This window comes from Microbacterium sp. nov. GSS16, assembly GCF_028198145.1.
Classification (GTDB): domain Bacteria; phylum Actinomycetota; class Actinomycetes; order Actinomycetales; family Microbacteriaceae; genus Microbacterium.
In genome coordinates this window covers 2,773,900-2,797,447 of the sequence record NZ_CP116338.1, presented here as the reverse complement: position 1 = coordinate 2,797,447, position 23,548 = coordinate 2,773,900, and the positions used below count along the sequence as shown (strand labels likewise).

General features: G+C 69.9%; 25 protein-coding genes. 16 read left to right on the top strand and 9 right to left on the bottom strand.

The window, feature by feature from the left end; translation table 11 throughout:
• Positions 1–13 precede the first annotated feature (13 nt).
• On the top strand, positions 14–568 hold the full coding sequence (locus PGB26_RS13295) for a PH domain-containing protein (RefSeq protein ID WP_271638136.1): 555 nt from the start codon (positions 14–16) through the stop codon (positions 566–568).
• A gap of 12 nt (positions 569–580) precedes the next feature.
• On the opposite strand, the gene PGB26_RS13290 is transcribed toward PGB26_RS13295, so the two are convergent.
• Positions 581–1,345, bottom strand: coding sequence for a CPBP family intramembrane glutamic endopeptidase (locus PGB26_RS13290; protein ID WP_271638135.1), 765 nt, complete (start codon positions 1,343–1,345; stop codon positions 581–583).
• A 188-nt stretch (positions 1,346–1,533) separates the two neighbouring features.
• Between PGB26_RS13290 and typA the strand changes: the two genes are divergently transcribed.
• Positions 1,534–3,444, top strand: coding sequence for a translational GTPase TypA (gene typA / locus PGB26_RS13285; protein WP_271638134.1), 1,911 nt, complete (start codon positions 1,534–1,536; stop codon positions 3,442–3,444).
• A 327-nt stretch (positions 3,445–3,771) separates the two neighbouring features.
• Entirely contained in the window at positions 3,772–4,653 is an 882-nt protein-coding gene (locus PGB26_RS13280; protein ID WP_271638133.1) for a phospholipase, read from the top strand.
• Between the two features lie 12 nt (positions 4,654–4,665).
• Here PGB26_RS13280 and PGB26_RS13275 read toward each other — a convergent pair whose 3' ends face one another.
• Complete coding sequence (locus PGB26_RS13275; protein ID WP_271638132.1) at positions 4,666–5,211, bottom strand: helix-turn-helix domain-containing protein; 546 nt, start codon at positions 5,209–5,211, stop codon at positions 4,666–4,668.
• Positions 5,212–5,276: 65 nt separating this feature from the next.
• Between PGB26_RS13275 and PGB26_RS13270 the strand changes: the two genes are divergently transcribed.
• The 6 genes from PGB26_RS13270 to PGB26_RS13245 all read left to right on the top strand — a co-directional run bounded on the left by PGB26_RS13270 (position 5,277) and on the right by PGB26_RS13245 (position 9,668).
• Positions 5,277–6,005 carry an AzlC family ABC transporter permease gene (locus tag PGB26_RS13270; protein ID WP_271638131.1) on the top strand — a complete coding sequence of 243 codons (729 nt, stop codon included), beginning with the start codon at positions 5,277–5,279 and terminating at the stop codon, positions 6,003–6,005.
• A complete protein-coding gene (locus PGB26_RS13265; protein WP_271638130.1) occupies positions 6,002–6,316 on the top strand; it encodes an AzlD domain-containing protein in 315 nt (104 codons plus the stop codon). The genes PGB26_RS13270 and PGB26_RS13265 overlap by 4 nt, the downstream gene beginning before the upstream one ends.
• Before the next feature lie 57 nt (positions 6,317–6,373).
• The gene (locus PGB26_RS13260; RefSeq protein WP_271639683.1) at positions 6,374–6,766 is read left to right on the top strand and encodes a histidinol dehydrogenase; all 393 of its coding nucleotides are present in this window, start codon (positions 6,374–6,376) and stop codon (positions 6,764–6,766) included.
• Between the two features lie 19 nt (positions 6,767–6,785).
• Entirely contained in the window at positions 6,786–7,106 is a 321-nt protein-coding gene (gene fdxA, locus PGB26_RS13255) for a ferredoxin (protein WP_271638129.1), read from the top strand.
• The gene (dapC, locus tag PGB26_RS13250; protein ID WP_271638127.1) at positions 7,107–8,219 is read left to right on the top strand and encodes a succinyldiaminopimelate transaminase; all 1,113 of its coding nucleotides are present in this window, start codon (positions 7,107–7,109) and stop codon (positions 8,217–8,219) included.
• Between the two features lie 159 nt (positions 8,220–8,378).
• Positions 8,379–9,668 carry a citrate synthase gene (locus PGB26_RS13245; RefSeq protein WP_271638125.1) on the top strand — a complete coding sequence of 430 codons (1,290 nt, stop codon included), beginning with the start codon at positions 8,379–8,381 and terminating at the stop codon, positions 9,666–9,668.
• A gap of 219 nt (positions 9,669–9,887) precedes the next feature.
• Here PGB26_RS13245 and PGB26_RS13240 read toward each other — a convergent pair whose 3' ends face one another.
• Positions 9,888–11,390 (bottom strand): DEAD/DEAH box helicase, encoded by a 1,503-nt coding sequence (locus PGB26_RS13240; protein ID WP_271638123.1) that lies wholly within the window; start codon positions 11,388–11,390, stop codon positions 9,888–9,890.
• 242 nt (positions 11,391–11,632) lie between these two features.
• Complete coding sequence (gene dapD / locus PGB26_RS13235) at positions 11,633–12,586, bottom strand: 2,3,4,5-tetrahydropyridine-2,6-dicarboxylate N-succinyltransferase (RefSeq protein ID WP_271638121.1); 954 nt, start codon at positions 12,584–12,586, stop codon at positions 11,633–11,635.
• A gap of 64 nt (positions 12,587–12,650) precedes the next feature.
• On the opposite strand from dapD, the gene dapE reads away from it, so the two are divergent.
• The 3 genes from dapE (at position 12,651) to PGB26_RS13220 (ending at position 15,171) form a co-directional block, all read left to right on the top strand.
• On the top strand, positions 12,651–13,724 hold the full coding sequence (gene dapE / locus PGB26_RS13230) for a succinyl-diaminopimelate desuccinylase (RefSeq protein ID WP_271638119.1): 1,074 nt from the start codon (positions 12,651–12,653) through the stop codon (positions 13,722–13,724).
• Entirely contained in the window at positions 13,706–14,920 is a 1,215-nt protein-coding gene (locus tag PGB26_RS13225) for a hypothetical protein (RefSeq protein WP_271638118.1), read from the top strand. Before dapE ends, PGB26_RS13225 begins: the two co-directional genes overlap by 19 nt.
• Before the next feature lie 80 nt (positions 14,921–15,000).
• Positions 15,001–15,171, top strand: a complete 171-nt coding sequence (locus PGB26_RS13220; RefSeq protein ID WP_071644972.1) for a DUF3117 domain-containing protein — start codon at positions 15,001–15,003, stop codon at positions 15,169–15,171.
• Positions 15,172–15,266: 95 nt separating this feature from the next.
• On the opposite strand, the gene PGB26_RS13215 is transcribed toward PGB26_RS13220, so the two are convergent.
• On the bottom strand, positions 15,267–15,899 hold the full coding sequence (locus PGB26_RS13215) for an O-methyltransferase (RefSeq protein ID WP_271638117.1): 633 nt from the start codon (positions 15,897–15,899) through the stop codon (positions 15,267–15,269).
• Between the two features lie 87 nt (positions 15,900–15,986).
• On the opposite strand from PGB26_RS13215, the gene PGB26_RS13210 reads away from it, so the two are divergent.
• Positions 15,987–16,376 (top strand): twin-arginine translocase TatA/TatE family subunit, encoded by a 390-nt coding sequence (locus tag PGB26_RS13210; protein ID WP_271638116.1) that lies wholly within the window; start codon positions 15,987–15,989, stop codon positions 16,374–16,376.
• Between the two features lie 105 nt (positions 16,377–16,481).
• Here the strand turns inward: PGB26_RS13210 and PGB26_RS13205 are convergent, their stop codons facing one another.
• The 3 genes from PGB26_RS13205 to PGB26_RS13195 are packed head-to-tail and all read right to left on the bottom strand — an operon-like array spanning position 16,482 to position 19,382.
• A complete protein-coding gene (locus PGB26_RS13205; protein WP_271638115.1) occupies positions 16,482–17,603 on the bottom strand; it encodes an Mrp/NBP35 family ATP-binding protein in 1,122 nt (373 codons plus the stop codon).
• Complete coding sequence (locus PGB26_RS13200) at positions 17,590–18,123, bottom strand: DUF1003 domain-containing protein (protein ID WP_271639681.1); 534 nt, start codon at positions 18,121–18,123, stop codon at positions 17,590–17,592. The genes PGB26_RS13205 and PGB26_RS13200 overlap by 14 nt, the downstream gene beginning before the upstream one ends.
• On the bottom strand, positions 18,123–19,382 hold the full coding sequence (locus tag PGB26_RS13195) for a magnesium transporter (protein WP_271638114.1): 1,260 nt from the start codon (positions 19,380–19,382) through the stop codon (positions 18,123–18,125). Before PGB26_RS13195 ends, PGB26_RS13200 begins: the two co-directional genes overlap by 1 nt.
• A gap of 76 nt (positions 19,383–19,458) precedes the next feature.
• Here PGB26_RS13195 and PGB26_RS13190 point away from each other — a divergent pair, with 76 nt between their 5' ends.
• Genes PGB26_RS13190 through PGB26_RS13180 form a run of 3 tightly spaced genes read left to right on the top strand, consistent with a single transcriptional unit; the run spans position 19,459 to position 21,583 of the window.
• On the top strand, positions 19,459–20,514 hold the full coding sequence (locus PGB26_RS13190; RefSeq protein ID WP_271638112.1) for a general stress protein: 1,056 nt from the start codon (positions 19,459–19,461) through the stop codon (positions 20,512–20,514).
• A complete protein-coding gene (locus PGB26_RS13185) occupies positions 20,511–20,918 on the top strand; it encodes a hypothetical protein (RefSeq protein WP_271638110.1) in 408 nt (135 codons plus the stop codon). The genes PGB26_RS13190 and PGB26_RS13185 overlap by 4 nt, the downstream gene beginning before the upstream one ends.
• Positions 20,918–21,583, top strand: coding sequence for an alpha/beta hydrolase family protein (locus PGB26_RS13180; protein ID WP_271638109.1), 666 nt, complete (start codon positions 20,918–20,920; stop codon positions 21,581–21,583). Before PGB26_RS13185 ends, PGB26_RS13180 begins: the two co-directional genes overlap by 1 nt.
• Positions 21,584–21,841: 258 nt before the next feature.
• Here the strand turns inward: PGB26_RS13180 and PGB26_RS13175 are convergent, their stop codons facing one another.
• The gene (locus PGB26_RS13175; protein ID WP_271638108.1) at positions 21,842–23,326 is read right to left on the bottom strand and encodes an HNH endonuclease signature motif containing protein; all 1,485 of its coding nucleotides are present in this window, start codon (positions 23,324–23,326) and stop codon (positions 21,842–21,844) included.
• Positions 23,327–23,548 lie beyond the last annotated feature (222 nt).

Here is a 23,548-nt window from a genome sequence, read left to right as displayed (position 1 = left end):
AGCCGAGCCTCCCATGGCACCAGCCGGCGCCGCCTCGCTCCGCAGCCGGGGCGGGGTGGCGCTGCTGGTGATCTGCTCGATCGTCTCGGCGGTGCTGCTGATCGACGCCGCGGTGCGAGCGGATGCCGTCACGGCGGCGCTGCTGGCTCCGTGGCCGCTGCTCGTGCTGTGGGCGGTGTACGTTCTCGGCGTGGCGTCCCGGGTGCGTGCCACTCGGGATGGTGTTCTCGTGCAGAACCTGCTGCGCACCGTCTTCGTGCCCTGGGCGCGGGTGCAGCAGATCCGGATGCGCTGGCAGATCGAGATCACTCTCGACGACGGCTCGCTGGTGACCTGCTTCGGCGGTCCCGCCAGGCGCCGGCCGCAGCGTCTCGGCCCTGGACGCACCAAGGAAGACGCCAACGGACGCGCTGACGATGCCGTGGCGGCGCTGCGCAAGGCGAAGGCGAGCGCGGTGAACGTCACGCCGGTCCCGCCCGTGCGACGAGGGTGGGACTTCCCGGCGATCATCGCCCTGCTCGTCCTCATCGCCTGGGCCGTGACGGCCGTGCTGGTCACGCGCGCCTGAGGCGCGCGACCTTCAGCCGGAGAGACCGAACAGCGCCGGCCACGTATCGGCCGCCCACGGGTACCCGACGAAGACGGTCGCGTCGATCGCGAAGTGCGCCACGAGGAACGGCATCAGACGCCCGGTCCGAGCGAACAGCCAGCCGAACAGCAGCCCCATCGCGAGGTTGCCGACGAACGCACCGGGACCCTGGTAGAGGTGATAGGTGGCCCGCAGCGCACTGGTCGCGACGATGATCGGCCACATGCCCCAGCCGAGCTGCCTGAGTCTGGCGAACAGGTAGCCGAGCACGACGAACTCCTCTTGGATCGATGCCCGAGCCGCCGACAGCAGCAGGACCGGCACCGTCCACCAGTGGGCGTCGAGGCCTGCCGGGTCGACGGCCACGAACCAGCCGAGCGCGCGGCCGACGAAGTAGAGCGCCATCCCCGGGATGCCGATGACGGCCAGGAGCCCGAGGCCCCAGCAGATGTCGCGCGCGGGTCTCGTGCCGTCGAGTCCGAGCATCCCGAGATGCGGCCTGCGTGACCGCCAGAGCAGGAAGCAGACCAGCAGCACGGGCATGACGCCGAAGCCGATCGAGAGCAGCTGATAGATGAGGTCGAAGACCTCACGGTCGCTGCGCGAGGGGTTCAGCGTCGCGGTCTGATCGGCCAGGGGAGTGGAGTCGGTGAGCCGGTAGGCGAGCTGTACGACCGCGTACACCGCCGACTGGCCGAGCCCCAGAGCGAGGACGATGCCGATCTCCCACCACAGCCGCGTCCTGGTCGCCGTCACCCTCTTGATCGTAGATGCGACCGTTCGGATAGCTCAATCGGCCGCATCCACGCCCGATCGGCGCCGTTTCAGCGATTCGAACGCGTCAGGCACTGTTCAGAGAGCGTGCGCTATTCTGGAACGTCGCTCTCGTTCATCCGGCGCACGCGGCACCCCATCTCACACCAAATCCGCATTGGACTTCTTGAATGGCGCACGCCCTCCGCTCTGACCTCCGAAACGTCGCGATCGTCGCACACGTCGACCACGGCAAGACCACGCTCGTCGATGCCATGCTCCGTCAGACCGGCTCGTTCGGCGAGCACGCGCACGTCGAAGAGCGCGCGATGGACTCGAACGACCTCGAGCGTGAGAAGGGCATCACGATCCTCGCCAAGAACACGGCGATCACCTACAACGGCAAGCACAGCGAGGGGCCGGTGACGATCAACGTCGTCGACACCCCCGGTCACGCCGACTTCGGCGGCGAGGTCGAGCGCGCGCTGTCGATGGTCGACGGCGTCGTGCTGCTGGTCGACTCCTCCGAGGGTCCGCTGCCGCAGACTCGCTTCGTGCTGCGCAAGGCGCTCGAGGCCAAGCTGCCCGTCATCCTGCTGGTCAACAAGACCGACCGCGGCGACGCCCGCATCGCCGAGGTCGAGGAAGAGGCGCACGACCTGCTGCTGGGCCTGGCCAGCGACCTGCAGGACGACGTGCCCGACCTCGACGTCGACGCGCTGCTCGACGTTCCGGTCGTCTACGCCTCCGGTCGCGCGGGAGCCGCTTCCCGCAACCGTCCCGCGAACGGCGAACTGCCCGACAACGACGATCTCGAGCCGCTGTTCGAGGCGATCCTCGAGCACGTGCCGGCCCCGTCGTACGACGACGAGGCTCCGCTGCAAGCGTGGGTCACCAACCTCGACTCGTCGGCCTTCCTCGGCCGCCTGGCCCTGCTGCGCATCTTCAACGGCACCCTGAAGAAGGGTCAGACCGTCGCCTGGGTGCGTCAGGACGGCACCACTCAGAACGCGCGCATCACCGAGCTGCTCATGACCAAGGCGCTCGAGCGCTACCCGGCCGAGTCGGCCGGGCCCGGCGACATCGCCGTCATCGCGGGCTTCTCGGACATCATGATCGGCGAGACCATCGCCGACCCGGAGGACGTGCGCCCGCTGCCGCAGATCTCGGTCGACGAGCCGTCGATCTCGATGACGATCGGCACGAACACCTCGCCGCTGGTCGGCAAGGTCAAGGGTCACAAGCTGACGGCTCGCATGGTGAAGGACCGTCTCGACCGCGAGCTGATCGGAAACGTGTCGCTGCGCGTGAACGACATCGGGCGTCCGGATGCGTGGGAGGTGCAGGGCCGCGGTGAGCTGCAGCTCGCCATCCTCGTCGAGAACATGCGCCGCGAGGGCTTCGAGCTCACCGTCGGCAAGCCGCAGGTCGTCACCCGCAAGATCGACGGCAAGGTGCACGAGCCCTACGAGCACCTCACCATCGACGTGCCCGAGGAGCACCTCGGTGCGGTGACGCAGCTGATGGCGAACCGTCGCGGCCGCATGGACAACATGGTCAACCACGGCACCGGCTGGATCCGCATGGAGTTCATCGTGCCCTCCCGCGGTCTGATCGGATTCCGCACCGAGTTCCTCTCGATCACCCGCGGCACCGGCATCGCCAACGCGATCTCGCACGGCTACGACGAATGGGCGGGCTCGATCGTCGCGCGTCAGAACGGCTCGATCGTCGCCGACCGCTCCGGCGTCGTGACCCCGTTCGCGATGATCGCCCTGCAGGAGCGCATGTCGTTCTTCGTCAAGCCCACCGAAGAGGTCTACGAGGGCATGGTCATCGGCGAGAACTCGCGCGCCGACGACATGGACGTGAACATCACCAAGGAGAAGAAGCTCACCAACATGCGCTCCTCCACGGCCGACACGTTCGAGTCGATGACCCCGCCGCGCATCCTGTCGCTCGAGGAGTCGCTCGAGTTCGCCCGCGAAGACGAGTGCGTCGAGGTGACGCCGGATGCCGTGCGCATCCGCAAGGTGATCCTCGACCAGACCACCCGCGGTCGCGAGGCGTCGCGCCTGAAGCGTCAGGACGCCAACGCCTGACCCGCCTGCTGTTCGTCGAGGCCCCCTCGCAGCATCCGCGCCCCTCCGGGCGGCGTCGCTGCAAGGGGGCCTCAGCGTTGAAAGCGGGCGTCGACGCCGGGCATCGGGTCAGCCCGCGCGTATGGAAAGTAACGAACGCATAACATACTTCCCCGAGTGCTGTGGCGCGTCATTCTCGGGAAGCGCGCACGTTCTGTCCAGATGAGAGCAGGGTGGCGTCCAGGTGCAGGGGACAGGCTTGTCTCTCGTGCCCGGGATACGGCGCTCCCGATGAGCGCGCCCCGAGGGGTCCGGGCCGTCGACAACCCGAAGGTCGAACCTCACCCCATGATCGATATCCAGAACACCCGTGCGTCCGAGCGCGTCGCACACCTGGCATCCGCCCCCTCCCGCATGCGGCGTCCGTTCATCGCCGTCGCCATCGCCGCGGTGCTGACCGCCACGGCCGCGGCCGGCGCGGTCTTCGCCCCCGCCGCGATCGGCGCCACCCCCTCCGAGCACGCCCTCGAGCAGGCGGCCGACGCCGCGGACCACGGCAAGATCGCCCTGGTGAACGCCGCGTCGCTGAACAACGTGGTCGCCCAGGTCGAGTTCTCGCTGCCGACCGAGCAGACCGAGATCGACCTCAGCGAGCTGACGGCCGACGTGAAGAAGCTCGTGAAGACCGATCAGCTGTCGTCTGAAGAGGTCGCCGACCTCACGGCCGATGTGGTGCTGGGCACCACCATCGTCCAGTCGAAGACCTCCGACCTGCAGAACGCGCTGACCGCCGGGAAGGAAGCGGAGGCCGCACGCGTGGCTGCGGAGGCAGCGCGCGCGAAGGCGGAGGCCGAGCGCATCGCCGCCGAGGAAGCCGCACGACGAGCGGCTGAGGAGCAGGCTCGCCTGGCGGCGGCGAACACGCCCGAGGGCGCGAAGGCGACCGCGCGCGCCATGGCCGCTGAGCGCTACGGCTGGGGCGAGGGCGAGTTCTCGTGCCTGGCGAAGCTGTGGACCAAGGAGTCGGGCTGGAACTACCAGGCCTACAACCCCAACGGCGGGGCCACGGGCATCCCGCAGTCGCTCCCTGGGAGCAAGATGGCCAGCGCCGGCGCCGACTGGCGCACCAACGCCGCGACGCAGATCGCCTGGGGGCTGGGCTACATCGACCGCGCCTACGGCTCGCCGTGCGCGGCCTGGGGCCACTCGCAGGCGGTCAACTGGTACTGAGCCGCCGAGACGTCAGCGCAGCTCCGACACCAGCACCGCGCTGGTGCCGGGACTGCGCGCGTCGAAGATGTGCGGCGCGTCGCCGGCGTACGACAGGTAGTCGCCCGGCTGCAGCAGCTCGGGCGCCTCATCGGGTCCGACCAGCGCCTCGCCGCTGATCAGCACGATGTGCTCGGTCGTGCCCGCATGGTGCGGCAGCGAGCGCTTGGGTTCGCCCGGCTCGGCCTGGATGAGGTAGATGTCGCGGCGCGTGCCCGGTGCCGCCGCAGACAGCAGTGTGGCGAGATAGGGGGATGCCGCTGACGGCACCCCCGCATGATCTCCGAGACGGATCAGCCGCGCCGTCGGCGCACGGTCGTCGACCAGGGTCGCGAACGGCACGCCCAATGCCACACCGATGGCCCACAGCGTCTCGACGCTGGGGTTGCCGGATCCCCCTTCGAGCTGCGAGACGGTCGCCTTCGAGACTCCTGCTCGTCTGGCGAGCTCGGAGACCGATAAGCCGGCTCCCTCCCGCTCCCGGCGCAGGGCGAGGGCAAGACGTTCGCGCAGATCCATGTGTTCATTATGGCAAACGATCGTTCGATTTGACTGGACGTTTATAGCTGTTCACAATGATGTCCATGCGTTCATCCGAGCGAACAGGGCCGCCGGACCGCGCCAGCAGGGAGGTGTGGCGGGAGGGCCTCGCGGTCGCCATCGCCACCAGCGCGTACGGCATCTCGTTCGGCGCGCTATCAGTGGCATCCGGGCTCGATGTCTGGCAGACCTGCGTGTTGAGCCTGCTGATGTTCACCGGCGGCTCGCAGTTCGCCTTCATCGGCGTCTTCAGTGCCGGCGGCATCGCGGCTCTTCCCTCGGCGATCGCATCGGCCGCGCTGCTCGGCGTGCGCAACGTCGCCTACGGCATGCGCATGTCATCGATCATCGGCGGCGGCTTCTGGCGCCGGGCGGCGGCCGCCCACGTCACCATCGACGAGTCGACAGCCGTCGCCATCTCGCAGGAGACGCCGCACCTGCGTCGTCTCGGGTTCTGGCTCACCGGCCTCGGGGTGCTCGTCGGCTGGAACCTCACGACGCTCGCCGGCGCCCTGCTGGGAGACGTGCTCGGCGACCCGAAGACGTGGGGCCTCGACGCGGCGGCCGCCGCCGCGTTCCTCGCGCTGCTCTGGCCGCGGCTCCGGGAACGGCAGGCGATCGCCGTCGGTGTGGCCGCCGCGGTCGTAGCCGCCGGCCTCACGCCCTTTCTCCTGCCCGGTCTCCCGGTGCTCGTCGCCGCGCTCGTCGCGGTCGTCGTCGGCTGGTTCAACTGGCTGGGGCGCCCAGAGACGACGGCGGAGGCGACGTCATGACGGTGTGGAGCGCTGTGCTGCTCGCGGCCTGCATCTGCGTCGGGCTGAAAGCCGCCGGGTACCTCGTGCCGGCCGGCCTGCTGGAGGCGCCAAGGCCGGCACGGATCTCGGATCTGCTCACCGTCGCCTTGCTGGGCGCGCTCGTCGCGGTGCAGTCGCTGGGCGCCGGGCAGGCGGTGATGGTGGATGCCAGGGTGCCGGCCGTCCTCGTCGCCGCCGGTCTGCTGTGGATGCGCCAGTCCTTCCTCGTCGTCGTCTTCGCCGCTGCGGCTGTGGCGGCGCTGCTGCGTCTGGTCGGGCTCGCCGGGTGACACGGGCTGCGTCAGGTGACGGACAGTGGCGCGCAGTAGGCTGACTCCGTGCGCAGAATGCTCTCCCGAGGCCTCTCGTGGCTGGCCGCGGCCCTGGTCGGTGCCGTCTACGGCATCGCCGCCACCATCGCGCACAGCTTCACGATCGGGCCGATCCCCGTCGGCATGATCCTCGGCGGCGTCGCTTGCGCCGCGCTGCTGATCGCGCTGCGCGCGCTGACGGGAGATCGCTGGGCCGCGCTCGCCGCGGGACTGGGCATGATGGCGCTGCTGCTGGTGATCTCCCAGCGCGGACCGGGGGGATCGATCGTGGTGCCGAACACGGCCCTCGGCAATATCTGGATGTACGTCGCCGCAGGCATCGTCATGCTCATCGTGGCCTGGCCGGACACCCGTCGCCTGAGGGATCTGTCGGCGAGTGCGGCAGCACCGCGGGGCGAGGCGCGCTAAGGAGTCGTAGACTGAAGCCGTGACGTACGTGATCGCCCTTCCCTGCGTCGATGTCAAGGATCGCGCCTGCATCGACGAATGCCCCGTGGACTGCATCTACGAAGGCGAGCGGATGCTGTACATCCACCCCGACGAGTGCGTGGACTGCGGCGCCTGCGAACCGGTCTGCCCCGTCGAGGCGATCTACTACGAAGACGACCTGCCCGAGGAATGGGCCGACTACTACAAGGCCAACGTCGAGTTCTTCGACGAGATCGGCTCTCCGGGCGGCGCATCCAAGGTCGGCGTCTACGACTTCGACCACCCGGTGATCAGCGTCCTGCCACCGCAGGGGGACTGAGTGGGGGTCCGGGATCTCGCGGACTACCCCTGGGACGCCGTCGTCCCCTATCGCGAGCGGGCGGCTCAGCATCCCGACGGCCTCGTCGACCTGTCGATCGGCTCGCCGGTCGACCCCACGCCCGAGGTGATCCGCCGCGCGCTCGCCGAGGCCACCGACGCGCACGCGTACCCGCAGACCGTCGGCACGGTCGATGTTCGCCACGCGATCGTCGACTGGTATGCCCGCCGGCGCGGCGTGCCCGGGCTCACCGAGGCGAACGTCATGCCGACGATCGGCTCGAAGGAGCTCGTCGCGCTGCTGCCTCTCCTGCTCGGCCTCGGTGCGGGCGATGTCGTCGTTCATCCTCGCGTCGCGTACCCGACATACGCCGTCGGTGCGGCGGTCGTCGGGGCGACGACCGTCGCCGCCGATGACCCGGCTCAATGGCCCGAGGGTGCGAAGCTCATCTGGATCAACACCCCCGGCAACCCCGACGGGCGCACCTGGAACCTCGAGGCGCTGAGCGCCGCGGTGCGCCGCGCTCGCGAGCTCGGCGCCGTGCTGGCGAGCGACGAGTGCTACGCCGAGCTCGGCTGGGACGGCCCGTGGCGGAGCCAGGCCATCCCGTCGGTGCTCGACCCGCGTGTCACAGGCGACAGCCGTGCGAACCTGCTCAGCGTCTACTCGCTCAGCAAGCAGTCCAATCTCGCCGGATACCGCGCCGCGTTCATCGCCGGCTGCTCGACGCTGATCGGCGACATCCTCGCTGCGCGCAAGCACCTCGGCCTGATGCCGCCCGCGCCGGTGCAGCACGCGATGGCCGTGGCCCTGCGTGATGACGAGCACGTCGCCGCGCAGAAGCAGCTCTATCGTCAGCGCCGCGACGCGCTGCTGCCGGCGCTCGTCGACGCCGGGTTCCGCATCGACGGCTCCGAGGCGGGCCTGTACCTGTGGGCGACAGAGGGGCGTGATGCCTGGGAGTCGATGGACCGCCTGGCATCCCTCGGCATCCTCGCAGGGCCCGGCCACTTCTACGGCGAGCACTCCGCCCAGCACGTGCGCCTGTCGCTCACCGCGCCGCTCGAGCGCGTCGAGCAGGCCGCGGAGCGCCTGCGCGGGGCCGATCGCTGAGTTTTTTGTGTGTACCACGCCGTGATGACCCGCATCTCTTGGCGGATGTCACAGTAGGCCGAGGTCACGACTAGGCTGTAGGGGCGATGGGGTCTGCTGGACCGGCGCTGCGTGCGTCTTTCATCGCCCACGACGAGACGAACGCAGCAGGAGGTTGGCGTGAGCGCAGCTCAGCCCGAGAAGGCGACTCTTTCGATCGGCGACACCACGGCGGAGTTCCCCGTCGTCCGCGGAAGCAGCGGCACCGACAGCATCGACTTCTCGACGCTGACGCGTCAGACCGGCTACACCGGTCTCGACTACGGCTTCGTGAACACAGCATCCACCAAGTCGGCCGTCACCTTCATCGACGGCGATCAGGGCATCCTGCGCTACCGCGGATACCCGATCGAGCAGATCGCGAAGAACTGCAGCTACCTCGAGGTGGCCTGGCTGCTGATCTACGGCGAGCTGCCGACGGCGACCGAGCTCGCCGAGTTCGACGAGAAGATCCGCCGGCACACCCTGCTGCACGAGGATCTCAAGCATTTCTTCTCGGCTCTGCCGCACACCGCACACCCGATGTCGGTGCTCTCATCCGCGGTCGCGGCGCTGTCGACCTACTACGAGGGCCAGACCGACCCGCACAACCCCGAGCACGTCGAGCTGAACATGGTGCGCATGCTCGCCAAGCTGCCGGTCATCGCCGCGTACGCGCACAAGAAGAGCGTCGGACAGGCTTTCCTCTACCCCGACAACTCGCTGAGCTTCGTCGACAACTTCCTGAAGCTCAATTTCGGCGTGCACAGCGAGCCGTACGAGGTGAACCCGGTGATGTCGAAGGCGCTCGAGCTGCTGCTGATCCTGCACGAGGATCACGAGCAGAACGCCTCGACCTCTACCGTGCGTCTGGTCGGCTCGACGGGCGCGAACCAGTTCGCGTCGATCTCGGCCGGCATCCAGGCGCTCTCGGGCCCGCTGCACGGCGGGGCGAACGAGGCGGTGCTGACGATGCTCGGTCAGATCCGCGATTCCGGACAGAGCGTGCAGCGCTTCGTCGAGAGCGTGAAGAACAAGGAGGCCGGTGTGAAGCTGATGGGCTTCGGACACCGGGTCTACAAGAACTACGATCCGCGCGCGAAGCTCGTCAAGGAGGCCGCCGACGAGGTGCTCTCCGAGCTCGGCGTCACAGATCCGCTGCTCGACCTCGCCAAGGAGCTCGAGGAGATCGCGCTCGCCGACGACTACTTCAAGGAGCGCCGGCTCTACCCGAACGTCGACTTCTACACCGGCGTCATCTACAAGGCGATGGGCTTCCCGACGCGCATGTTCACGGTGCTGTTCGCGATCGGCCGCCTGCCGGGCTGGCTGGCGCAGTGGCGTGAGCTGAACCTCGACCCGCAGACCAAGATCGGCCGCCCGCAGCAGCTCTACGTCGGCTCGCCCGAGCGCTCGTTCCCGGCGCGCTGAGTCCAGGAGACTCGTTTCGCGCTGAGAGGTGCTGACGGTGGCAGCGCTGCGCCGCGAACGGCGGCAGCGCTGTGCCGAGGTGGTATCGGCGCCGTGCCTCGACGGTGGCGAGGCTGTGCCGGATGTCGGATGTCGGATGCCGGATGCCGGATGCCGGATGCCGGATGCGGAACGCCTCATGTGACGGCCGCTCTGAGTACGCAGTCGGGGATCTGTACGTCAGCGTCCCTGCGGCCGGCTGGCGCGGCGCGAGCCGGTGTGGGCGCGTCCCGCGCCGTGCTGCTGACCCGTCGAGGGGCGAGCGGCGCCGTGGTCGCCCTGGCGCTGCTGGCCCGCGGGTGATCCGGTCTGGGTGGAGTAGCGCGGCTGGCTGCTCTGGGCGTGCGAGCGTGCGCGCTCGCGGCCGACATCCGTGCGCTGGGCCGTGTCGCCGGCGCGACCGGAGCGACGACGGCCGGAGCCGGAGCGTGCGCCGGACTGGCCGGCCGACTGCTGCGCAGGCTTCGCCTTCGGCTTGTTCTGCTGCTGAGTGACCGGGACGGTCTTGATCTTCGGTGCGCGCTCGCCGACCAGCTCGTCGACGATCGCGGGAGTCACGTCCTCCAGGCCCACCGTGATCTGCGCCTTGCGCAGGATGTCCTTCACGTCGCGGCGCTGCTCGGGCAGCATCAGCGTGACGACCGTGCCCGCAGCGCCGGCCCGGGCGGTGCGGCCCGAGCGGTGCAGATACGCCTTGTGCTCGACGGGCGGGTCGACGTGCACGACCAGCTCGACGTCATCGACGTGCACGCCGCGCGCGGCGACGTCGGTCGCGACGAGCACACGCACGCCGCCGTTCGCGGGGTCGGCGCCGAACGCGGCGAGGTTGCGCTCGCGTGCGTTCTGACCGAGGTTGCCGTGCAGGTCGACCGACGGGATGCCCGCCGAGGTCAGCTGCTTGGCCAGCTTCTTGGCGTGGTGCTTCGTGCGGGTGAAGAGGATGCGACGGCCGAGGCCGGACGCCAGGTCCTCTACGAGCTTCTTCTTGGCATCCGCGTCGGAGGCGATGAGCACGCGGTGGGTCATCTCGCCGACGGGCACGCTGGCCTCGTCGACCTCGTGGCTGACCGGATTGCTGAGGAACCGCTTCGCGAGTGCGTCGATGCCGCGGTCGAGGGTCGCACTGAACAGCAGACGCTGCCCGCCGGCCGGGGTGGCCGCGAGGATGCGGGTGACGCCGGGCAGGAAGCCGAGGTCGGCCATGTGGTCGGCCTCGTCGAGCACGGCGACCTCGACGCCGCCGAGCGAGACGACGCCCTGCTTCATGAGGTCTTCGAGGCGGCCGGGGCAGGCGACGACGATGTCGACGCCACTGCGCATCGCCTGCTCCTGCGGGCGCTGCGAGACGCCGCCGAACACGGTGGTGACGCGCATGCCGACGGCCTCGGCGAGCGGCTTGATGGTCGCGGCGATCTGGGTGGCGAGCTCGCGGGTCGGCGCGAGCACGAGACCGCGGGGGCGGCCGGGCTGGCGGCGCGTGCCGGACGAGGCGAGACGGGCCACCAGCGGCAGGGCGAAGGCGATGGTCTTGCCGCTGCCGGTGCGCCCACGGCCGAGCAGGTCGCGGCCCGCGAGGGAATCGGGAAGGGTGTCGCGCTGGATGGCGAACGGCTCGGTCTTGCCGTCGGCGGTCAGAACGTCAGCCAGCGCGGCGGGCACGCCGAGATCGAGGAAGGAAGGCATAGGAGTATCTCCGGGAAGGCGCAGCGTGGCTGCGGAAGTGGGCGACGGCGCGGGATCGCGCATCGTTTCGCCGCTCGAGTGACCGCGACCGGGTGCCGGTGCGGAGGGGTATCGACGACGCAGACGTCTCGCTTCGCGAGGGGCGTCGACTCAAGCCTAACAGCAGCCGCGACCGCAAGCCTGAGGGCGCATCGTGAGCACCCGACAGCAGCCGCGACCGCGGGCCTCAGCGCGCACCGTCGTCAGGCGTGCAGCATCTCGTTCAGCGTCACCCCGTGACCCGAGCGCTGCACGACCTCCACGGCGCCGCTCAGCGAGTTGCGACGGAACAGCAGCCCGCTGCGGCCCGAGAGCTCAACGGCCTTGATCGCTGTGCGCTGGCCGTCTGCCGGGGCCTGCGCATCGACGATGACGACCTTGGTGCCTGCCGTCAGATAGAGCCCGGCTTCGACGATGCAGTCGTCGCCCAGCGAGATGCCGATTCCCGCGTTGGCTCCCAGCAGCGTGCGCGCGCCGATCGATACGCGGTGCTGCCCACCGCCGGAGAGCGTGCCCATGATGGATGCGCCGCCGCCGATGTCGCTGCCGTCGCCGACGACCACGCCCTGCGAGACGCGTCCCTCCACCATCGACGCGCCGAGGGTGCCGGCGTTGAAGTTCACGAAGCCCTCGTGCATGACCGTGGTGCCCGGGGAGAGGTGGGCGCCGAGGCGAACCCGCGACGCGTCCGCGATGCGCACGCCTGCGGGCTGCACGTAGTCGGTGAGCCGGGGGAACTTGTCGAGCCCCTGCACCTGGATGCCGTGCCGCTGCAGCACCGGTCGCAGCCTGGCGGCATCCGCGGGGAGCATCGGTCCGGCGTTGGTCCACGCGACGGTGGGCAGGTGGCCGAAGATGCCGTCGAGGCTGAGCTCGTTGGGGCGCACGAGCAGGTGCGACAGGGCGTGCAGACGCAGGTAGGCGTCGGCCGTGGAGGCCACGGGCGCGTCGAGATCGATGGTGAGCTGCACGACCTCGATCGTCACCCCGCGGCGTTCGTCGTCGTCGGCGAAAGCGCCCCAGGTGGATGCCGCGGCTGCGGCGTCATCGGGCTCCTGCGCGCCGAGGCCGAGCTCGGGGTACCAGGCGTCGAGGACGGTGCCGTCGGATGCGATCGTGCTCAGGCCGATGCCCCAGACCGTGCGTGCGGTGCTCATCCCTCTACGGTACGGGGCCATGCCGATTCGCGGCGGGATATGTCGGCGTGGCTAGGCTGGGCGCATGGCGCTGGACCTGACTGCATCCTCTCTCGATCTCACTCGCACGATCTGCGACATCCCCAGCGTCTCCGGCGATGAGCGGCCGCTGGCCGATCAGATCGAGACGGCGATCCGGGCTCACTCGCACCTCGAGGTGGTGCGCCATGGCAACACGGTGGTCGCCCGCACGGATCTCGGCAGGGCGCAGCGCGTGGTCATCGCCGGACACATCGACACCGTGCCGATCAACGGCAACGTGCCCACCCGCGCCGTCGAGATCGACGGCGAGGGGTACCTGTGGGGGCGCGGCACGGTCGACATGAAGGCCGGCGTGGCGGTGCAGCTCAAGCTGGCAGCCGAGCTCACCGACCCCTCGGTCGACATCACATGGATGTGGTACGACAACGAGGAGGTCGACGCTTCGCTGAACGGTCTCCACCTGCTCGCCGAGGCGCGCCCCGACCTGTTCGCCGCCGACTTCGCCATCCTGGGCGAGCCCTCCGACGGGCGCGTCGAGGGCGGCTGCAACGGCACGCTCCGCGCGGTCGTGCGCGTGCGCGGCGTGCGTGCGCACAGCGCACGCTCGTGGATCGGCGAGAACGCCATCCACGCGGCGGCTCCGATCCTCGCGCGGCTGGCGGAATACCGCGCTCGGGAGATCGCGGTCGAGGGGCTGGGCTACCGCGAGGGTCTCAACGCGGTCAGCATCCGCGGCGGCGTCGCCGGTAACGTCATCCCCGACCTGTGCGAGGTCGAGGTCAACTACCGCTTCGCGCCGAGCAAGAGCGTCGCCGACGCCGAGGCTCACGTGCGTGCCGTGTTCGCGGGGTTCGAGGTCGAGATCCTCGATGCGGCCGGGGGCGCTCGTCCGGGACTGGACGCGCCGATCGCGCAGCAGTTCCTCGCCGCGGTCGGGGGAGAGGCGCACGCCAAGTACGGCTGGACCGATGTCGCGCGCTTCTCGGCTATGGGGGTTCCCGCCGTGAACTACGGTCCGGGCGATCCGCATCTCGCGCACCACGACGAGGAGCGCGTGCCCGTCGCGCAGATCGAGGATGTCGAACGCGGACTGCGCGCGTGGCTCACCGCCCGCTGACCAGCGTGCTGCGCGGATGGGTGCGCACGCCGGTTCCGGCTCGCATCGCGGTCATCTACCTGCTGTCCCGGCTGGTGACGACGGGGTACTTTGCGCTCGCCGCGGCCGGCTCGAGCCCGGCATCCCGCTTCGGCGCGACGCCCACGCTGGGTGATTACGCGGCGGGCTGGGACGCCCAGTGGTACTGGACGGTCGCGACTTTCGGCTACCCGACGGCGCTGCCGGTGAACGAGGCCGGCCAGGTGCTCGAGAACGCCTGGGCGTTCATGCCGGTGTACGCCCATCTCGCGCGGGTCGCCGGGTTCGGCGACTGGGTGGCGGGGGCCGTGCTGGTGTCGTTCACGTCCGGCTATCTGGCCTGTCTCGCCCTGTTCCGCCTGCTGCGCGTCCGGGTCGGCGCCGCGGCGGCGCTGTGGGCGGTGGCATTCTTCGCGAGCGGGCCGCTCGCCGCCCTGTTCCAGGTGGGCTACGCCGAGAGCCTGTTCGTGCTGCTGCTGCTCGTGGCGCTCGATCTGGTCTCGCGTCGTCGATACGGGTGGCTGTACCTCGTGGTCCCGGTGATGGGCTTCACCCGGCCGGGAGTGCTGGCTTTCGCCCTGTTCCTCGGGCTGCACGGCATCTCGCGATGGGTGTCGCGCGAGCGGCATCCGCTGCCGGCGAAGGACGTCGCGCACATCGTCGCGCTCGGCGTGCTCACGACGGCGGTCGGCTTCGCGTGGCAGGTGATCGCCGGGCTCGTCACCGGCGACCCGGGCGCGTATCTGAAGACCGAGCTGTCGTGGCGCCGCAACTGGTTGACGGACCCGTCTGCGGATTTCGTCCCGTTCGAGGGCTTCGTTCGCGGTGCCGAGTTCTGGGCCGGGCAGTGGGGGATGCCCGCCTGGGCGGGCTGGATGATCCTTGCGGTTCTGGTGACCGGCGCCGGGTACGCCCTGCTGCGCGCGCGCAGCGTGCGGCGGCTCGGCCTCGACATCCGGCTGTGGAGCGCGAGCTACCTGCTGTACCTGCTGGCCGTGTTCTTCCCGCAGTCGAGCACCTTCCGCCTGCTCTTCCCGCTGACGCCGCTCGCCGGAGCACTCGCGGTGCCCCGCTCCCGCGTGTACCGGTGGGGGATGCTGCTGCTCTGCCTGCTGCTGCAGTGGGCCTGGATCCTCGCGATGTACGGCTCGGCGCAGACGTACTGGCAGATCCCGTGACGCGGATGTGACGCGCGTAACACCGAAGGCGGAGGCTACCGATAAACTTGACCCATACCACCGAGGGAAAGGGTGCCACGATGGCAGCGATGAAGCCGAGGACCGGCGACGGACCGATGGAGGCCGTGAAGGAGGGGCGACTCATCATCGTGCGGGTGCCGCTCGAGGGCGGCGGCCGTCTGGTCGTCTCCGTGAACGACGCAGAGGCGAAGGAGCTTCACGACGTGCTGGGCGCCGTCGTGAGCGCCTGACCTCCCGATGAGAGGGGCGGTGGATCTACGGATCCACCGCCCCTCTGTCGTCCGGGCCGAGTCGTCCGGGCCGTGTTCCGGGATCTGCTCGCGTGCTACTCGGCGATGCGGGCGAGCTGCAGCAGCCCCTCGCCGACGGTGGAGAGGGCGGCCAGCACCGCCTGCGACTCCTGCGTCTCCTGCACCAGCGAACGGTACGCGCTGGTGACCGCGTCGCGCTGCACGGGGTCGGCCACGCGGCCGCCCTGCAGCACCCGCGGCACGAGAACCAGCCCGCCGGTGCGCACGAGGCGCAGGCCGTGCTCGACGTACTCGATGACGTTCTCGGGGTCGGCGTCGATGAAGACGATGTCGTAGGCGCCCTCGTTCATGCGCGGCAGCACGTCGGACGCGCGGCCGGTGATGAAGCGACCGCGGGCGGCGGGCACCCGGGCGTCGGCGAACGCCTGGCGAGCGGCGGCGAGATGCTCGCGCTCGTTGTCGATGGTCGTGAGCACCGCCTGCGGTGCTCCGCGCAGCAGCCACAGGCCGGAGACTCCGGCGCCGGTGCCGATCTCGAGGACCGACCGGGCGGCGCTCGCGGCGGCCAGCACCGCGCACTGCGCTCCCACGGCGGCGCTGATCGGGGCGGCTCCGAGCTCCAGGGCGTGGGCGCGCGCGCGTGCGATCGCGGCGGGCTCCACGATGGTCTCTCGCGCGAATCGGGCGTTCGCGTCGTGCTCGCTCATGGGGTCTCTCCTCGGAAAAGCTTGTGGTCACCAGCGTAAGCGGGCGGGGCGGATCACGCGGTGAGGCGCGGCGGGTAGCCTGGGGGGATGGAACTGGGGTTGACCTTCGACAAGCTGCTGCTGATCGGGCTTGTCGCTGTCATCATCATCGGCCCCGAGCGTCTGCCGAAGGCCGCGGAGTCGTTTGCCAAGTTCGTGCGCCGCGCGGGGGAGTACCTCCGCGACACCAAGAGCAGGATGCGTGATGAGCTGGGTCCGGAGATCGACGAGGTCGACTGGCGCAAGCTGGACCCGCGCCAGTACGACCCGCGACGGATCATCCGCGACGCGCTGTTCGAAGAGCCGGAGTTCGAGGCGAAGCCGGTCTCGACGACCACCGCCGTCGCGACCGACCCGGTCGCCCCGGTGCGGCCGCGGATGACGAGGACGTACTTCTCCCGACAGACTCCGCCGCCGTTCGATGTCGAGGCCACCTGACCTTCGTTCATCCGACGCTGCTCAGCCGACTCTGCTCGGCCGACTCTGCTCAGCCGACGCTGCTCAGCCGACTCTGCTCGGCCGACGCTGCTCATCCGACGCTGCTCAGCTGAGCCGAAGGGGAAGGGATCGGCCCGAGAGGCCTCGCCCCCGGTGGGCGATCCGCTGCGCGACGTCGTCGATCGCACGCGCCGCGATGTCGTCGGGCTCGCCGAGCACGACCGGGACGCCCTGGTCGCCGCCGCGGCGCAGCGCCGGGCTGAGCGGGATGGATGCCAGCAGCGGAACCTCATCGCCGTCGGCGCTGAGCGCGCGGGCGACCTCGGCTCCACCGCCCGCGCCGAACAGGTCGAGCAGGGTTCCGTCGGGAAGGGCGAACGCGGCCATGTTCTCGATCACGCCGATCACCCGCTGACCGGTCTGCCTGGCTACGAGGCCGCTGCGGATCGCGACGTCAGCCGCGGCCGGCTGCGGGGTGGTGACGACCAGCACCTCGGCGTGCGGCAGGATCTGCCCGATCGAGATCGCGATGTCTCCGGTGCCTGGGGGCATGTCGATGAGCAGCACGTCGAGGTCGCCGAAGAACACGTCGGTGAGGAACTGCTGCACGGTGCGGTGCAGCATCGGTCCGCGCCACGCGACCACGGCTTCGCCGTCGCGCAGGAACATGCCGATCGACACGGTCTTCACGTCGTGGGCGACAGGCGGAAGCATCAGGTCGTCGATTCGGGTGGGCTGAGTGCCCGGCGCGATGCCGAGCAGCCCCGGGATCGAGAAGCCGTGCACGTCGGCATCCACCAGTCCGACCCGCAGCCCCTGGCGGGCTAGTGCGACGGCGAGGTTCGCGGTGACGGTGGACTTGCCGACGCCGCCCTTCCCGCTCGAGACGAGGATCACCCGCGTCAGCGAGTCCGGCCCGAACGGCATCTGCCGGGCAGGACGACCGTCGCGCAGCTTCTCGGTGAGCGCTCGCCGCTCGTCCGGGGTCATCACGCCGACCTCGACGGTGACGTCGGCGATCCCGGGGACGGAAGCTGCGGCATCCCTGACGTCCTGCTCGATGCGCTGGGCGGCCGGGCATCCGACGATCGTGAGCACGATCCCGACCCGCGCCGTCGTTCCGTCGACGTCGATGTCGCGCACCATGTCGAGGTCGCCGATCGGGCGTCGCAGCTCGGGGTCGGTGACGGCGGCGACCGCCGCACGCACGCGGTCAGCGAGCGTCATGGCTGCCCTCCACCGCGCGCTCGTCGTCGCCCAGGTCGGCGAGCAGCGCCTTCAGGTCCTGCCGCAGCACGTCGCGCGTGATCTGCTGGTTCGAGCGCTCTTCGAGGGCCATGCGCAGGGCGACGATCTCGCGGGCGAGGTACTCGGTGTCGGCGAGGTTGCGCTCGGCGCGCTGACGATCCTGCTCGATCTGCACGCGGTCGCGGTCGTCCTGTCGGTTCTGCGCGAGCAGGATGAGCGGTGCGGCGTACGAGGCCTGCAGCGAAAGGATCAGCGTGAGTGCGGTGAAGCCGAGGGCGGCTGAGTCGAAACGCCACCACCCGTTCTGCTCCGCCAGCATCGTGTATCCGATCCAGAGCGCGCAGAAGAGCGTGAGGATCGTGAGGAAGGTCGGGGTGCCCATCGCGCGGGCGACCCACTCGGTGAAGCGGCCGAACCGGTCGCGCGAGGGCGTCTGTGTGCGGGTGACCCCGCGGGTGCCAGGGGTGTCGAGGCGCGCGGTGCGCGAGGTGCGCGCCATCATCGGGCGCCCGCCGTCGGCTCGTCGGCGTCGTGGGTTCGCCAGTCATCGGGCAGCAGGTAGTCGAGCACGTCGTCGACGCTGATCGCGCCCACCAGACGATGCGCGCTGTCGATCACGGGCAGCGAGACGAGGTCGTAGCTGGCGAGCATGCGCGCGACCTCGGCCGCCGAGGCGGTGACGGCGACGGGCTCGACGGACTCGTCGAGGATCGCCCCGAGCCGCTCGTGCGGGGGATAGCGCAGCATCTTCTGGAAGTGCACGACGCCGAGCAGCCGCCCCGTCGGCGTCTCGAAGGGCGGCAGCGTGACGAACACGGCCGCGGCCAAGGCCGGGTGCAGCTCGTGGCGTCGGATGAGCGCCAGCGCCTCGGCGACGGTCGCGTCGGCCGACAGGATGATCGGCTCGGGGGTCATCAGACCGCCGGCGGTGTCGGCGCCGTAGCGCAGCAGATTCCTGACGTCCTCCGCCTCCTCCGGGTCCATCAGGGTGAGCAGGTGCTCGAGTCGTTCCGGGGGCAGCTGGGCGAGCAGGTCGGCCGCGTCGTCGGGCTCCATCTCGTCGAGCACGTCGGCGGCGCGTTCGTCGCCCAGCCGATCGAGGATGCCGACCTGGTCGTCTTCGGGCATCTCCTCGAGCGCGTCGGCGAGCCGCTCGTCGGGCAGCTCCTCGGCGACCTCGATGCGGCGCTCCTGCGGGAGGTCGAGCAGGGTGGTGGCGAGGTCGGCGGCGTGCAGCTCGGAGTAGGTGGCGACGAGCTGCTCGGCGGACTGGGCTTCTCCCGGCTCTCGCAGCTCGGCGACCTCGTTCCATGCCGCGAATGTGGTCGGCCCCTTGGCGAAGGGCGATGCGCTCGTCTTCGCCTTGCGCAGGAACAGCTGGGTGATGCCCCATTCGCCGTGGCGATCCTGCTCGATCGCGACGTCCTCTACGACGGCCGTGGTTCCGCCGTCGACGAGGCTGACCCGGCGGCCGAGGAACTCGGCGACGACGCGCACCTCGCCGGGGCGCGGCTGGAAGCGGCGCACGTTGATCAGACCGGTGCTGATGACCTGACCCGCTCGGATCGACGTCACCCGGCCTATCGAGAGGAACACGTGCCGGCGTCCGGGGATCTCGATGACGAGCCCGATCACGCGCGGGGAGGCCGTCTTGCGGTACACGATGACGACGTCGCGCACCTTGCCGAGTCGATCGCCCACGGGGTCGAAGACGGCGCATCCTGCCAGACGTGCGACGAAGACCCGTTGTGTGCTCACGCGTCAAGCGTAGTCCGCGGGGCCGCTGTGGGCCGGGCGGGTGACGGCGCATAGGGGTCGATGGGACAATGGCCGGATGAGCATGCTGAATCGACCGGGAAAAGGCACCGATCTCGGCGAGGTGATCGCCTCGACGAAGGACTACGAGGCCGCCCAGAAGATCGTCTCGAAGCTGATCGCGGGCGAGGTGCCCGCGCGTGACATCGCCATCGTCGGCGAGGGTGTGCGCACGGTCGAGCGCGTGACCGGCAAGCTCGGATACGCGGCCGCCGCGCGGTCGGGCGCGACCAACGGCGTGCTGATCGGTCTGCTGCTGTCGGCTGTGATGCTGTTCGGCACCCCGGATGCCCCGATCTCGCTCTTCCTCGGCTTTCTGCTCATCGGTGTGGCGCTGGGCATGATCATGAGCCTGGTGACGTACTCGATCGTGCGCCGTCGTCGCGACTTCGCGAGCATGATGCAGATGCTCGCCGACCACTACGAGGTGCGGGTGCAGCCGGCGTCGCTGACGAAGGCGCGAGGCGTCGTGGGACCCGAGCGGCCGCAGACGGTTCGTCCGCCGGTCGACCTCAGCGAGCCGCCGCGGTACGGCGAGCGCGTTCCGCCGACGGGGCAGACCGATTCCGCTGCTCCGCGTGGACCGATGTCTCCGTCGCCGCAGCCTGTCGCTGATCCTGCTCCCGTCGCTGATCCTGCGCCTGGTGCGTCTCCTGCGCCGGGTTCGGATCCCGCCCCTGGTTCAGATCCGGCGCCCGGTGCGTCTCCTGCGCCGGGTTCGGATCCCGCCTCTGGTTCTTCTCCTGCTCCGGGCATCGACCCCGTTCCCGGGTCCGACCCCGCTCCTGGTCCGGGCTCTGCTCCCGGTCCGGGCTCTGCTCCCGGATCCGACCCTGCTCCCGGATCCGACCCTGCTCCCGGATCCGACCCTGCTCCCGGATCCGACCCTGCTCCCGGATCCGACCCTGCTCCCGGCTCGACCGGCGGGCCGGTCGTTCCTCCGAAGCCGCCCCTCCCTGGGGCGGAGCCCGGCATCGACGGACCCGCCAGCCCGGCTGATCCGGCTCCGGGCATCCCCGCGGCGCCGAAGCCCGGAGTCGGCAGCGACCTGTCGAATCCGACCGACCCGCGATGACGGGTTCGAGTGGCCAGGCGACGGGCGCTTCGGCGTGGGCGCTGGGGCTGCTCGTGTTGCTTCCGGTCCCGTTCCTCGGATCTCTGGGAGCCGGCGGTGGAATGATCGCGGCCTACGGGTCGCTGTCGCGACAGGGTCCGCTGGCGAAGAGGAACGGGGCTCTCGCGCGCTCGTGGGGGCGGCTCTTCCTGATCGTGTCGACGGCGCTGCTGCTCGTGCAGTTGAGCTTGGGGCTCGTGCGGATGACGCAGTCGAGCGCTCCTGCACCCGGCTTTCTGCCGCACGCCATCCCGCTGCTGCTGTACGTGCTCGTGTGCGTCGTGCACCTCGTGGTCGTGCTGTTCGCGCTGCGGCGCGCGCGGCGCGGTGAGGTCGTTCGCCTTCCGTTCGCGCGGAGCGTCTGATGTCCGTAGCGGTGGATCTGCCGTCCGGCGCAGCGTCGGTGACGACGGCGTGGGAGGAGCCGGATGGCGAGTCGCGCGGTGTCATCGCGATCGCGCACGGCGCCGGTGCGGGCATGGATCATCCCTTCCTGGTCGGATTCGCCGCGGCGCTGCGTGACGCGGGGTTCACGACTCTGAGATTCAACTTCCCCTACGTGGAGGCGGGTCGGCGGATGCCCGGCCCCGCCGCGCACGCCGTGCTCACCTGGCGAGCCGTGGTGGCGTCGATCCGTTCCGAGCGCCCCGAGGCCGGGATCTGGGCGTGCGGCAAGTCGTACGGCGGCAGGATGGCGTCGATGGCTGTCGCGGACGGTCTCGACGTGGATGGGCTCGTGTACCTCGGGTACCCGCTGCATCCGCCCGGCAGGCCGGAGAAGCCGAGGGTCGAGCATCTGCCCGCCGTGCATGCGCCCCAGCTGTTCGTGGAGGGCACGAACGACCCGTTCGTGCAGCCGCTGTCGCAGCTGGAGGGGGCTGTGGCGTCGTGTCGGGATGCCCGGATCACGTGGATCGACGGTGGTGGGCACTCGTTCGAGGTCAAGGGCGTCAAGCGGACGGCTGACGTCGTCGGCGCGGGTCTGGCGCCGTTGGTGGTGGCGTTCATCGACGAGGTCGAGCGCCACTGACGCGTAGTCGCGCCGGACAGTGCTGGATGCGTCGAGGTTGAGCCGAGTGCGTCGAAGTTGCGCGAGTGCGTCGAGGTTGCGCGAGTGCGTCGAGGCGCTTTGAGTAGGTCGGGTTTGCGCTAAGCACGTCGCGGTCCCACTTAGTGCGCCGAGGGTACCGGATGGGTCCAGGTTGCGCTGAGTGCATCGGACGCGCGCCGAGCCGTCACTGATGCCACCCCCGCCGGGAGGAGATCATGGACCGCTGAGGACGCATCCTCAGGCCGCGGGTCTGAACCGCTTCGGGGGCGGGTCGATGCCGGCCCAGGCAGCTGTCAGCGCTGCGCGAGGAGGAAGCGGCACGGCTGGTCGGCGTCCCGGCGGGTGGAGGAGGAAGTCATCCCGGCCGTCACGTGTGATCCGCCAGCCGCCGTGATGCAGCTGCATATGGTGGTGTCTGCAGAGCAGGATTCCGCGGTCGATATCGGTACGACCACCATCGCGGTGCCACTCGTCGATGTGGTGGGCTTCGCCGTACGAAGCCGCGCGATCGCAACCTCGCCAGCGGCATCCGCCATCTCTGATCGCCAGAGCGATGCGCTGCTTCGGTGTGAAGAGGCGGTGCTCTCGCCCGACGTTGAGCGGATCGCCGGTCGGGTCGACATCGACCGGCACAGTTCCGCTCTCGCAGATGCGGTGGTCGACGGCCGACTGCGGCAGCGAGTGGTTGAAGTCTTCCGTGCGGGCGCTGATCGGCTGCCCGGCGGAGTCGATCACCCGTACGACGCGAACGGCCGCCTGCCGGGTGCCGAAGACAGCAGTCGCGTCGGCGAGCGCCCCGGCGCGCAGCAGATCGAACAGCAGGTCGTAGCTGAGCTGATCGTTGGTACGAGGATCGTCGACGAGGTCCTGTCCTCGGCGCACCTCTGCGGAGTCGATGAATCGGGGCCCTCCGCGTCGCGGCCGCAGCGCCGCATCGCGGATAGCTCGCACCCACGCGGCACCGTCGTCCTCGAAATCGATGCGACCCCGTTCCACGCCGTCCGCGTCGGTCCAGAGTCGGAATGCGCGGCGCTCATAGCGCTCGGCGAATCGGCGCTCCGCACCGTCCGGATCGAGCTGGTCGCGGATCGCCCTGGACTGGATACGCAACTCCTCCACGGTGCGGGCGGTGGCGTCGGCGATCAGCTGCTCCGCCGCCGCGCTCCACGCCGCGTGAGTGTCGTGTTCTTCATCCACAGGGTGGCCCAGCCCGCGCTGAATGGCGTCGTGCTGTGCGGGGGAGAGGGCGCCGCGCAGCAGAGCGGCCGACAGCGGCGCGTGCCACGGCAGTCGCGGTGTCTCGGTTGTCGAGACATCCGTCAGATCTCGTGACTGCGTCGACGAATCCCGCTCGGCATCTCCACCGGGTTGGGACGGATCAGCCTCGAGCACGGAAAGGCCGAGGCGCACCTGCCGTTGCGCCTCGGTGCTGCTGACTCCGGTGATGTCCTGCAGCATGGCGGCCGGTGTGCGGTGTCCCAGTTCTTGCGCGAGCCCGTCCTGACCGGCGTCGCGACGGGAGCGTTTGGCGGCGATACCGGCCGCGACGATGCCGATCCGTTCGACGCCGCGCACGAGTGTGGCCACAGCAGTCACCGTGTCGACCAACTCGGTCGTCCCGAAGGCCGACATCCGAACCGGCAGGTCCTCCGGAGTCACATCGTCGCCGAACAGATCGCGCAGCGCAGCGACCTGGGCGTCGATGTCGGTGAAGAGGGCCATGACTCCATTGTGAGCGTGGCCACAGACATTCGAACAAAAATACGGGCCGGGAACCAGCTCGAGAAATCACTAAACGGTAACGAAAGGCGGATGGTGGGAGGTGGCGAACGGGCTCAATAACCACATCCGCACGCACCATTGCGCGGGTTACGACTCATTGCGGAATGCGCTCCGCACCTGCGGCGCCCTTCTCCCCGCACCGTGATCGTCGAATCTCGACGC